Origin of the sequence: Bacillus sp. MZGC1 (assembly GCF_002998605.1) — a bacterium.
GTDB lineage: Bacteria > Bacillota > Bacilli > Bacillales > Bacillaceae > Bacillus.
Window position 1 is genome coordinate 124731 of the sequence record NZ_PVRE01000002.1, and the last position, 12276, is coordinate 137006.

The window sequence follows — 12276 nt, forward strand, 5'->3', positions numbered from 1 at the left end:
TCATTCATCTATGGGAGGAAAACAGCAATGAATTTAATTCGGAATCAATGGAAAGACATTGTAACGAGCAAAAAACTACTGATCCCGATTTTAGCTGTCTTATTTATTCCGCTGATTTACAGTGGTGTATTTTTAAAAGCATATTGGGATCCATATGGTACAGTTGATCAACTGCCTGTAGCGGTTGTCAACTTGGATGAAGGCAGTCATTATGACGGGAAAACCCTTCATGTCGGCGATGATTTAGTGAAGGAATTAAAGAAAAACGATAATTTCAAATGGAATTTTGTCGATAGTGAAGAAAAGGCCGTAAAGGGATTAAATAACGAGGATTATTATCTCGTTGTGGAAATACCAAAAGACTTCTCGAAAAATGCAAGTACAGTGTTAGATAAACATCCGAAAAAATCGAATCTGAAATATTATACGAATCCAGGCGCAAACTATGCGGCGTCACAAATTGCGAATAATGCCATTATCAAATTAAAAGATTCGGTTTCAAAGGAAGTCACAAAAAATTACGCCGAGGTCATCTTTGATAACTTCAAAACGATTGCAAAAGGATTAGATCAAGCAAGCGATGGCGCGAAGAAAATTGATGACGGAACAAAAAGCGCAAAAGATGGCAGTACAAAGTTAAAAGACAACTTAGCCAAATTGGCTGAAGGTACGTTAACCTATAGCGAAGGTGTTCATCAGTTCGCAGGGAAAATGGGTGAACTGAACACAGGCATACAGTCTCTAGACAGTGGGCTCGGTCAGCTCTTAACAGGCTATCAAACCATTGATCAGAAATTTGGAGATCTTGGTACAGGAATTGATACATTAACCGAAGGATTAAACACAAGCAAAGAAGGACATCAGCAACTCGCTTCTAAAATGCCGCAATTCACAGCAGGCATTGAGCAGTTAAACAACAAAGCACAATCCTTTTCAGAAAAAATTGCAGCAGTAGAAAAAGTCTTATCGTCACCAGAATTAGCGAATCTTGAAAAGATGGCGCCTAAACTCGATCAGGTGAAAAAAGACGCAAAAACGTTCAGTACAAAACTTGCTTCATTAAAAGAAGCATTATCAAATCGAGATGCTAAAGTAAAAAGCATTATCCAAAACAGCTCCATGACAGATGAAGAGAAAAAGGCGGCAATGGATCAGCTGAACAGTCTGCCTAAAATCGAACTGCCTGATCTGTCTGGACTCGAACAAAGCTTAGCGGCCTTGCAGGAACTGCCTGATGCAAGTGAGGTACAGTCTGCGGTTGCATCTGCAAAAGCTCAGCTGCAGCAAGTCAAACAGCTGCCAAAGAAAACAGAACAGCTGTACACGTCTACAGTCGCGATACAAAATGCGATCGACCAAATGACATCTGGTACGAATAAATTATATCAAGGTGCATTGAAGCTTCAAACAGGTCAAGGCCAATTACAAGATGGCCTGCAAACAGCAAATGGAAAGCTTGATACGGCGAAAAGCGGAGCGGATAAGCTTGCAAATGGATCAAGCCAGCTTAGCGCAGCGTTAAATAAGCTGGAAAGTGGTTCAACAAATATCCAAAGCAATACATCTAAGCTTGCCGAAGGCTCAAAATCGCTTGATAAAGGATTGGGAGATTTAAAGAGCGGTACAGGTAAGCTGTCCAATAAATTGAAAAGCGCCGCTGATGAAACAGGGGAAATTGATGCAAATCAAGACAATTACAATATGATTGCAAGCCCTGTTAAAACAGAGAATGATACAGCGAAAAAGATTGATAATTATGGAACAGGGCTCACGCCTTATATTTTATCCATGGGACTCTTTGTTGGGGCTCTGATGCTCACCGTTGTATTCCCAATGAAAGACCCTGCTGGACGCCCTAGAAATGCGTTTGAATGGTTTGTCAGCAAATATAGCGTGCTTCTGCTTGTCGGTATCCTGCAAGCAGTCATTGCAAGTACGATGCTCATCTTTGGGCTTGGTCTTGAGGTGGAAAGCCTCTGGCGCTTCTATCTCTTTGCAATCATCGTCAGTCTGACATTCTTAGCGATCATTCAGCTGCTAGCGACAACAATGGGGAACCCAGGACGCTTCATTGCCGTCATTATCTTAGTTCTTCAGCTCGCAGCAAGTGCTGGTACATTCCCGCTTGAGCTTGTTCCTAAATTCTTCCAAGTCATTCATAGTCTGCTTCCAATGACGTATACAATCAATGGATTTAGAACGATCATTGCAAGCGGTGATGACAGCTATTTATGGCACCAAGCAGCGATTCTTGGAACAGTTGCGATCATCATGATGGCGGCAACAACAGCTTACTTTGCTTGGAACGTAAGAAAAATGAAACAAGACGAAGCTTAATCAAGAAATCCTTTCTCTTTATAGAGGAAGGATTTTTGATTTGAAATTAGACATCTTGAACCCGAAGCGATATATTTTAAGAAGAGATGCTATAAAAGGCATACATGGAAGGAATTGTTTTCAGACAAAGGAGGAAATGCCGAATGACAACTGAAGTAAACGAAACCGTTCAGCTGATTCAAAAGCTCGTATCGATCCCAAGTCCGTCAGGGAATACAGAAAAGGTGATTGGCTTTGTTGAACGCTTTTTACAGGATGTAAATATTGAGACAAAACGAAATCGAAAGGGCGGCTTAATTGCCACTATTAAAGGAACCGATGATAAGGAACACCGCATGCTGACAGCACATGTCGATACGCTTGGTGCGATGGTAAAGGAGATTAAATCAAATGGACGGCTTCGTCTTGCACTCATTGGAGGCTTTCAGTATAACTCAATCGAAGGTGAATACTGTGAAATTGAAACCGCTTCAGGCCATACATACACAGGAACCATTCTCATGCATCAAACGTCAGTTCATGTCTATGCGGATGCGGGAAAAGCAAAACGAAACCAAGAGAATATGGAGATCCGACTCGATGAAAAGGTGCAAAATGCAGACGATGTCAAAGCACTTGGCATTCAAGTAGGGGACTTTATCTCATTTGATCCTAGAGTGGAAGTGACGTCTTCAGGTTTTATTAAATCAAGACACCTTGATGACAAGGCAAGTGTGGCGCTCTTGCTGCGACTCATCCACCGCATTCAAAAGGAAAACATCACATTGCCGCATACGACGCACTTCTTAATTTCCAATAATGAAGAGATTGGCTACGGTGGAAATTCCAATATTCCAGAAGAAACGGTGGAATACCTCGCTGTCGATATGGGAGCTATCGGCGATGGTCAATCAACAGATGAATACAGTGTGTCTATTTGTGTGAAGGACTCAAGCGGTCCTTATCATTTTGGATTACGCAAGCATTTAGCCGCATTAGCAGAGGAGAACAATATTGATTACCGTCTAGATATTTACCCTTATTACGGCTCTGATGCATCAGCAGCCATTAGAGCAGGATATGATATCATTCATGGACTGATTGGTCCTGGCATAGATTCCTCGCATGCATTTGAACGAACACATGAAGATTCTCTCGTCCATACAGCGAATCTCCTTTATCACTATGTTCAATCAGAATTAATCACGAAAAAAGAACCCCGATAGATGGGGTTCTTTTTCGTTAGCTTGAAAGCTGTGTCGGTTCAGGTACTTCTTGTCCAGTCATCACGCGATGTCCTTTTTCAGGGTCATATTGTCCTTCCCATTTAGACATCACAACAGCTGCAAGTGCATTTCCTGTTAAGTTAACAACTGTTCGCGCCATATCCATGATACGATCCACACCTGCAATAAATGCAAGACCTTCAGCAGGTACACCGATCGTTCCTAATGTTGCGAGTAATACAACAAAGGAAGTGCCAGGAACGGCAGCCATTCCTTTAGATGTCACCATCAGTACAAGAACAAGTGTGAGCTGCTGGACGATCGTGAGGTCAATGCCATATACCTGTGCAAGGAAAAGCGCAGCAATAGCTTGATACAGTACGGAGCCGTCTAGGTTAAACGTATAACCGATTGGGATAACGAAAGAAACAATTCCCTTCGGACATCCAATGCGTTCCATTTTATCCATGACTCTTGGTAAAACTGTTTCAGAGCTGGATGTACTAAAGGCAAGAAGCATTTCGTCTTTCATGTAAGCAAGAAATCTGAAAATATTGACGCCAATCATCTTTCCAATAATTCCGAATACAACGATAAGGAAGAGAGCGAGCGCAAAATAAACAAGACCTACAAGCTTACCTAATGAAATAAGAGATTCAAGACCAAATTTTGATACAGTCACACCAATGAGTGCGAAGACACCAAATGGTGCAGCTTTCATCACAACATTGACGACATGGAACATGGCGTGTGATACACCTTCGAAGAAGGCGAGCACTGGTTTGCCGCGTTCACCAATGGCTGAAACGCCAAGAGCAAATAACACAGTGAAGAAAATAATCGCAAGCAAATCACCTTCCGCCAATGATTGGAAGAAGTTCGTTGGAACGATATGAAGGAACGTATCAGCAACTGATTTGCTGCTTTGCTCTTTTTCCGTTTCAACATACTGGCTAATATCTTGTTTTTCCGTATTTCCAAAGTCAACGCCTGCACCAGGTTGAACAAAGTTTGCAAGCGCAAGACCAAGAATAATCGCAAATGTTGTGATAATTTCAAAATAAAGAATAGTTCTAAAACCAAGTTTCCCTACTTTTTTACCATCACCGGCACCTGCAACACCTAAAATTAAGCTAGATACGACAATTGGTATAACAATCATCTTAATGAGTCTTAAGAAGAAGTCTCCAATTGGTTTTAAATAAGTCTCAACGCCTGGGTTACCGAAAAAGATTGCCCCAACAACGACACCGAGAATAAGACCGATTAGGATTTGTGTAGCTAATCCAAATTTTAATTTTTTCATAGATTTCCTCCCTAACATATTCATTAAAGGAATATTCCCATCATATTAAGTTTTAATATATGAATTAAAGTATAACTAAAATTAAAGAGGCTCGTCCACGATTAAATTATATTAAGAAAATACAAAATTGTTTGAAAAAATGAACATTTAGAACCTCCTTTATTGATTCAAGTCAATAAAAAGTGTCTTCAGAACTAAAACTCATCATATGAAAATACTAAAAAACCCTTTTAGGACAAGGGTTTTACCTTTTTACCTATTTTTTAGAAAAAATAAAAAGCACTTTTGACTCCAACTGACGATGGAGGAAAAAAGTGCTTTTTAATTCAATTTTTTACCTTATTTAAGATAACTTACTTGTGAGCATTCCTCACATTCATTACCGTAACACTCGTGTTGTTCCATTAAATCATTTCCACATTTTGTGCATTTCTTTGAGGGCAAATTTCTAAAAAACTCAGTGATTTTTCCTAGCATTTGTCATCCTCCAATACATTTTGTTGCTATTATTGTATTATAACAGATTGATAATTGTCAATCTGTTTTGCAACAATAGGCAAGAAGAATGCTTTTTTCATGAAAAATGGGTATATTGTAAGAAGGGGATTTTTAGAAAAGGAGGGAAAAATGACGATGAAATTAACTGTCATTGGATGCTGCGGAGGGTTTCCGGCCGCTGGTAAAGCGACGTCAGGGTACCTTTTTGAATCAGATGGATTTCGTCTGCTTGTAGACTGCGGGAGCGGTGTTCTTTCCAAACTGCAGCAATACATGGATATAGAAGAACTAGATGCTGTTCTCCTTTCTCATTATCACCACGATCATATTGCGGATATCGGACCACTCCAATATGCGAAGCTAGTGGGATATCATTTAGGAAAAAGCAGCGGTCCGCTTCCGATCTATGGACATACGGGTGATCAAAAAGCATTTGGGCGACTTGCGGATGATGTACATACTAAGGCAGAGGCTTATCAGCCAGAAGAGGGTATTCAAATTGGTCCATTTCAAATTGATTTTTTGAAAACGGTTCATCCGGCAGAATGCTATGCTATGAGAATTCAGGCAGGGGATGCTGTGGTGGTGTATACAGCAGACTCAAGTTATCAGGACGCATTTATCCCATTTAGCAAGGATGCAGATCTACTGATTGCTGAAAGCAATTTTTATGCTGGACAGGACGGATCGGGTGCAGGACATATGAACAGTACAGAGGCGGGCAAGCTTGCAAGGGAAGCAAATGTTGGGGAACTCATCATCACGCATTTGCCCCATTTTGGTCGTCATAAAGACCTAGTCAATGAAGCACAGGCGTTATATACTGGCAATATACAGCTTGCCCATTCAGGGCTTAGATGGAACAAGGAAGGAAGATAGAGATGCTGTTTATCGATAACGAACAACATTATGATCCAATGATTAATTTGGCAATAGAAGAGTATTGCTTAAAATATTTAGATCCTGATGAAACGTATTTGCTGTTTTACATCAATCAGCCGTCGATTATTATTGGAAAGAACCAAAATACAATAGAAGAAATCAATACGAAGTATGTGGAAGACAACGGCATCAAAGTTGTCCGCCGCCTGTCCGGTGGTGGTGCAGTTTACCATGACAAAGGAAACTTAAACTTCAGTTTTATCACAAAAGATGATGGGGACAGCTTCCATAACTTCAAAAAGTTCACCGAGCCAGTCATCAAAGCGCTTGAAAAGCTTGGTGTCAAAGCGGAATTAAGCGGGAGAAATGACATTATGGCAGATGGACGAAAAATTTCTGGAAATGCCCAGTTCGCTACAAGAGGACGTATTTTCAGCCATGGCACGCTGCTATTTGATTCAGAAATCGAACATGTCGTTTCGGCTTTAAATGTGAAAAAAGAAAAGATTGAATCAAAAGGCATTAAATCCATTAGAAGCAGGGTTGCCAATATTAGTGAATTGATGGATCAAAAGATGACAACAGAAGAATTTAGAAAAATTCTTTTAAGCTACATTTTCGATACGAATGGGGATGTCCCTCAATATCAGTTGACTGAGAAGGATTGGGAAAAGATTCACGAGATTTCTCGGGATCGATATCAAAAATGGGAATGGAACTACGGCCGTTCACCGAAATTTAATTTACAGCATTCTAAAAGATTCCCAGCAGGCTCCATTGATCTTCGATTAGAAGTGAAAAAAGGCATCATCCAAGACTGCAAAATCTTTGGTGATTTCTTTGGTGTAGGGGATATTGCTGATATTGAAAAAAGACTCATTGGGCAGCAATATGATCGCAAAACGATCAGCGACGTATTAGAAGATATGGATATGCGCCACTACTTCGGCAACGTATCAAAAGAGGATTTTCTTGATTTGATTTATTAAAAGGGACAAGCACGGCTAGAGATAGCGGTGCTTTTTTGATTGAAAGAAATGAAAGCGATTCACATTTGATCTTGTGGATTTTTTCGATTGTCTATTATAATAGAAAGGAGGAATGTTTGGCCATAAAATGAATGGCTATTCATTCATTAATGACGTGTAAGGGGTGGGAGAATGGATTTGATCAAAAATCTAGAGCAGACGGCGATGACGAAAGGAGAAAATATCGCACTGATCTTTGAAGGAAATAAGTGGACCTATCGAGAGCTGATGACAAGTATCGAGCGATTTGCAGATGGATTAGTCAACGAAGGGTTTCAAGCTGGGGACCATATCGCGCTTATTTTAGGAAATTCACCGCATTTTGTCATTTCTTTTTTTGGTGCCTTAAAGGCAGGACTTGTCGTAGTACCAGTCAATCCAACATACACGCCTAGTGAAATTGGCTATATGCTGATTACAGGTGATGTAAAAGGCATTGTTGCCCCTGAACAGCTACTGCCAGTGTACGAGCAGGTGTACGAACAGCTTCCGTCTATTGAACGAGTGATTATTTGTGCAGAAAATGAATCTGCATGCAGATCAAGTTTTAAGGAAGTATCTGATCGTCTTGTCTTCTTTGGAAAGCTTGTGTCTGGTCATGCGAAAGAGAACGTGCATCCTTCTATTCATCAGGATGATACGGCAGTTATTCTATTTACATCTGGCACGACAGGAAAACCAAAGGGTGCGATGCTGACTCATTTCAACCTTTATTCAAATGCCAGAGACGTCGCTGAGTACCTATCCATTGATGAAAAGGACAAGGTCATCGCCGCTTTGCCGATGTTCCACGTATTTTGTTTAACGGTTTGTATGAATGCACCATTGATTCATGGCGCGACCATTTATGTCATGCCGCATTTCAGCCCATCGGAGCTTTTGCGTATGATGGAAAAAGAGAAGCCAACGTTATTTGTTGGTGTTCCCACTATGTATAACTATTTGTACTGCCAGGAAGGGCACGAGGAAGCGATGTCCTCAGTGAGGATTTGTATATCTGGCGGTGCCTCAATGCCTGTTGCCTTACTTCACGGTTTTGAGAAAAAATTTGGTGTCACGGTGCTGGAGGGCTACGGATTATCAGAGGCTTCCCCAGTAACTGCATTCAATCCTCTTGATGGAAAAAGAAAACCCGGTTCAGTTGGGACCGACATTATGAATGTGAAGAATAAGATCGTGAATGAACTGGGAGAAGAAGTCGGTCCAAATGAAGTCGGAGAGCTGATAGCAAAAGGACCAAACATTATGAAAGGCTACTATCAAATGCCAGAAGATACTGAAGCTGCACTAAGAGGCGGCTGGCTGTATACCGGTGATTTAGCGAGAAGAGATGAAGAAGGATACATTTATATTGTCGATCGGAAAAAGGATATGATTCTCGTTGGCGGGTATAATGTTTATCCAAGAGAAGTAGAAGAAGTGCTTTATCAACATGAAGCTGTAGCAGAAGCCGTCGTCATCGGTGTGCCAGATCCGAACACCGGAGAAGCTGTCGTCTGTTACATTTCCCCTAAGAAACATGCTCACATCAATCAAGAAGACATCATCACACATTGTTCACGCTTTTTAGCGAAATATAAGCAGCCCCAAACGATCCATTTCATAGATGATATTCCAAAGAACACAACAGGTAAAATTTTAAGAAGAGCACTAAAGGAAAAGTATCAAGCAGAAGAAAGTAAATAAAAAAAGGGAGTCTCTTATGAGGAGGCTCCCTCAGCGTTTAGACAAACCCTCGCATTCAGGTCTGAAAAGGTTTTCTATCACGCTGAAAAGAAGACAAAGGGCTAAAATAAAATTTTAGCTCTTTTGAATCGCTTCTTTTAGCTGTTTCTGAAAAGAATTAGACTGTTTTTGATTCAGTTCATAATAAGTCCCATCTACTAAAAAAACGACCTGTGATCGGCTCGTCCAGAGCTGAAAGGTTGTGCCGTTTGTTCGGCCGTACATCACCTTGGCGATATAATCTGGTTCCTTTAAATTTTTCTTAAGATGATTGCTTGTTTGTTTGCCTTTGTTTAATTCTTCTATTAAATCTTCTGCTGTGTCCTTATCATCTATTTCATAAGAAGTGGACTCGTTTGCAGGTGAAAGCAGCAATTTTTCTGCTCGATTCTCATCAAAGATTTCGCTCGTCCGGCTGAACACATAAAAGAAGGTAATGAGTAAAAGTCCAAAGATCACAACTCCTGCAAGGATTTTCTTCATTTTAATCCTCCAACTCTCTGTTTTATATGTAGCATCTCCGATTTTCGAGTAGCATAATCATTTTTTTCGCGAAAGCTTTTTCAGATGGGGCATGCTATGATGGAGCCACATGAGACAGGTTCTAAACAAAAAAATGGTTGATTAGAATAGAGAGAGGGATGGAAAGGAGGCTGACCAGTGCGAGTACGTAAATGGGTAGCTCTTGCAACGGTAGCTTACATATTGTACGGTCTTTTTATTTATTCTTATTTGTTTCTATTTGGGGATTCATCGGTTCCTGAAAGTGTAAAAGGAACAAGTGCAGATCCGCATACCTTTATGACAAGCCATGAACTTGTCATCAGCGAGAATTTCTCGAACATACGTAATCTGCTGTATTTCATGACAATTCCATTAGATTGGTATGTTTTTTTTCTTCTGCTCATTTCAAGGTTTTCACGAAAAATAGCAGACTGGAGCCTGGCAGCAGCTCGTTTCACATTTTTAAGCAAACTTGTATATGTGTTTGTGTTGTCGCTTTTGACAATGCTGATTTCATTGCCCATTAAGTGGATTGGCTATCAGCTGTCTTTGCACTACGGAGTATCTGCTCAAAGTACGGCAAGCTGGTTTAAAGATCAAATACTGGATTTCTGGATTCAATATCCACTTCTTGCCCTATGTGCTATTGTATTCTTTTGGCTCATTCAAAAAAGAAGAAAGCGTTGGTGGCTGTATGCTTGGTGTTTGACAGTCCCCTTCACGCTATTTCTCTTCTTTATACAGCCGGTCGTCATTGATCCGTTATATAACAATTTTTATCCACTAAAGGATCAAGCTCTTGAGAACAAGATCTTAACGCTTGCAGACAAAGCACATATCCCGGCAGATCATGTATATGAGGTCAATATGTCTGAGAAAACGAATACAATGAATGCTTATGTCACAGGGATTGGTGAAAATAAGCGTATTGTGTTATGGGATACGACACTGCAAAAGCTGAAAGATCGCGAAATTTTATTTATTATGGCACATGAAATGGGACATTACGTCATGAAGCATGTCTATATAGGATTAGCAGGATATCTAGTGCTGTCACTTGCCGGATTTTTTGCGATTGACCGTCTCTATTTTTATTTTTATCAAAAGGGAGCAGTTCCATTTCGGCTGAGGGTGTCAAACGACATCGCTGCTCTTCCGCTTCTTCTCATTATCGTATCGATGCTGTCATTTGCAACTTCACCTTTTACAAATGCAGTTTCAAGACATCAAGAACGAGCAGCTGACGAATATGCGGTAAACCTGACAAAAGACGGAGAGGCAGGGGTGACGTCTTTTCAAAAGCTTGCAAAATCAGGGCTGTCTCAGGTGAATCCACCGCTTTTAGTGAAGGTCTTCCGCTATGGACACCCAACCATGATGGAGAGAATCATGGAGATGGAAAATGCAGCGGAAAAAGAGGAAACGTCGAGGAAGCAATAAATAAAAAAACCGGCTGGATCAGCCGGATTTTTTTCGCGCTTGTTTAGTTAGAAGCTGCTTGAGCGTTGATTAACCCTTTTCCGTAATAGAAGGAGTTACCAAGCGGTGTTGCCGTGTTTTCTAAGCGCTGGCGAACCTGTGAATTTGATAGGTTCGGATTTTTAGAAAGAATAAGCGCTGCTGCTCCTGCTACATGAGGAGACGCCATAGAAGTTCCAGTATAAGATGTGTATCCACTGCTTGGTACTGTACTTAAAATAGAAGTACCAGGTGCAGAAACATCTAATTCAGGACCTGCGCTGGAAGACGAGTTTCTGACATTGCTGCTGTTTACATTGGCAACGGCAATTGTAGAATCATATTTTGCTGGATAGCCAACTGTACTTGTAGAGCCAGTGGAACCTGAATTACCTGCGGCCGCCACAACAACGACTCCGCGGTTATTTGCTGTATCAACGGCATTTTTAAGCGCTGTTGAACCGTTTGGTCCACCTAAGCTCATATTGATGACATCCATGTTATTGGCTACAGCCCATTCAATACCGCTAATGATCCAGCTGTATTGTCCGTCGCCATTGCGGTCTAATACTTTAACAGCATATAGGGAAGCACTTGGAGCGACCCCAAGAACACCAATTGTGTTATCAAGGGCAGCAATGGTTCCGGCTACGTGAGTTCCATGTGATTGAAAGTCTTGGGTGGCATTTGGCTCTGAAGGGACGAAGCTGGCACCGCCTGCAACATTTAAGTCAGGATGTGCAGCGTGGATTCCAGTATCAAGGACAGCTACTTTGACATTAGCACCTTTATAACCTTGAGCGTGTACAGCTGGAGCTTTGATTTGAGGGATTCCATAAGGGACGGTTTGTGCATATGCTTCTGCTTTGTGGTCTTCTTCTACGTAAGCAATGCTAGGGTCATGTTCAAGTTTTTTTGCGGCTTGTTCGGACATCTTTACTTGTGCGGCATTAATAAGACGATATTGCTTTTCTAGTTTTCCGCCATTTTGAGTGACGGCTTGTTTCTTAGAGCTGTTTGTGGTGGCAGAGGCTTTAAAGCCAACAATATAGCTCTTTTCACTATCTGACTTTGAGACCGTCTCGGCATTTGCCATGGAGCCTCCAAACCCTGCTGAAAACAGAAGAGGGACAGCCAATAAAACACTTGTCATCACATTTTTCTTTTTCACGCACAATCCACATCCCTTTTTTCTTATTTCAGAATAATCATTCGTAGTCTATAAGAATGATTCGTTTGATTATTCTGTATATTCAGTTTAAGGGAAGTAGGCAAATAAGAGTAGACCCGAATTTTTGTGAAAGTCCTAGCGAAAATTGGGGAATTAAGTCAC

Annotated in this window: 10 protein-coding genes; 6 read left to right on the forward strand and 4 right to left on the reverse strand. The window is 40.9% G+C overall.

Annotation, left to right across the window (positions count from 1 at the left end; translation table 11 throughout):
* Positions 1-27: 27 nt before the first annotated feature.
* Both C6Y06_RS05685 and C6Y06_RS05690 read left to right on the forward strand, forming a co-directional pair.
* On the forward strand, positions 28-2337 hold the full coding sequence (locus C6Y06_RS05685; RefSeq protein WP_106036612.1) for a YhgE/Pip domain-containing protein: 2310 nt from the start codon (positions 28-30) through the stop codon (positions 2335-2337).
* A 143-nt stretch (positions 2338-2480) separates the two neighbouring features.
* Positions 2481-3542, forward strand: a complete 1062-nt coding sequence (locus C6Y06_RS05690; protein WP_106036613.1) for a M42 family metallopeptidase — start codon at positions 2481-2483, stop codon at positions 3540-3542.
* A 16-nt stretch (positions 3543-3558) separates the two neighbouring features.
* Here C6Y06_RS05690 and gltT read toward each other — a convergent pair whose 3' ends face one another.
* Together gltT and yhfH are read right to left on the reverse strand one after the other, a co-directional pair.
* Complete coding sequence (gltT, locus tag C6Y06_RS05695) at positions 3559-4848, reverse strand: glutamate/proton symporter GltT (protein WP_034663550.1); 1290 nt, start codon at positions 4846-4848, stop codon at positions 3559-3561.
* A gap of 339 nt (positions 4849-5187) precedes the next feature.
* Complete coding sequence (yhfH, locus tag C6Y06_RS05700) at positions 5188-5325, reverse strand: protein YhfH (protein ID WP_008359029.1); 138 nt, start codon at positions 5323-5325, stop codon at positions 5188-5190.
* Positions 5326-5481: 156 nt separating this feature from the next.
* On the opposite strand from yhfH, the gene C6Y06_RS05705 reads away from it, so the two are divergent.
* From C6Y06_RS05705 to C6Y06_RS05715, 3 genes are all read left to right on the forward strand, one after another.
* The gene (locus C6Y06_RS05705; protein WP_189288341.1) at positions 5482-6225 is read left to right on the forward strand and encodes an MBL fold metallo-hydrolase; all 744 of its coding nucleotides are present in this window, start codon (positions 5482-5484) and stop codon (positions 6223-6225) included.
* Between the two features lie 2 nt (positions 6226-6227).
* Positions 6228-7217, forward strand: coding sequence for a lipoate--protein ligase (gene lplA / locus C6Y06_RS05710; protein WP_060595930.1), 990 nt, complete (start codon positions 6228-6230; stop codon positions 7215-7217).
* Positions 7218-7388: 171 nt separating this feature from the next.
* A complete protein-coding gene (locus tag C6Y06_RS05715) occupies positions 7389-8942 on the forward strand; it encodes a fatty acid--CoA ligase family protein (protein ID WP_060595931.1) in 1554 nt (517 codons plus the stop codon).
* A 114-nt stretch (positions 8943-9056) separates the two neighbouring features.
* Here the strand turns inward: C6Y06_RS05715 and C6Y06_RS05720 are convergent, their stop codons facing one another.
* Entirely contained in the window at positions 9057-9464 is a 408-nt protein-coding gene (locus tag C6Y06_RS05720; RefSeq protein ID WP_066031080.1) for a YhfM domain-containing protein, read from the reverse strand.
* Positions 9465-9641: 177 nt separating this feature from the next.
* Here C6Y06_RS05720 and C6Y06_RS05725 point away from each other — a divergent pair, with 177 nt between their 5' ends.
* Entirely contained in the window at positions 9642-10925 is a 1284-nt protein-coding gene (locus C6Y06_RS05725) for a M48 family metallopeptidase (RefSeq protein WP_106036615.1), read from the forward strand.
* Positions 10926-10968: 43 nt separating this feature from the next.
* On the opposite strand, the gene C6Y06_RS05730 is transcribed toward C6Y06_RS05725, so the two are convergent.
* Positions 10969-12114, reverse strand: coding sequence for a serine alkaline protease SapB (locus C6Y06_RS05730; protein WP_060595933.1), 1146 nt, complete (start codon positions 12112-12114; stop codon positions 10969-10971).
* Positions 12115-12276: the final 162 nt, after the last annotated feature.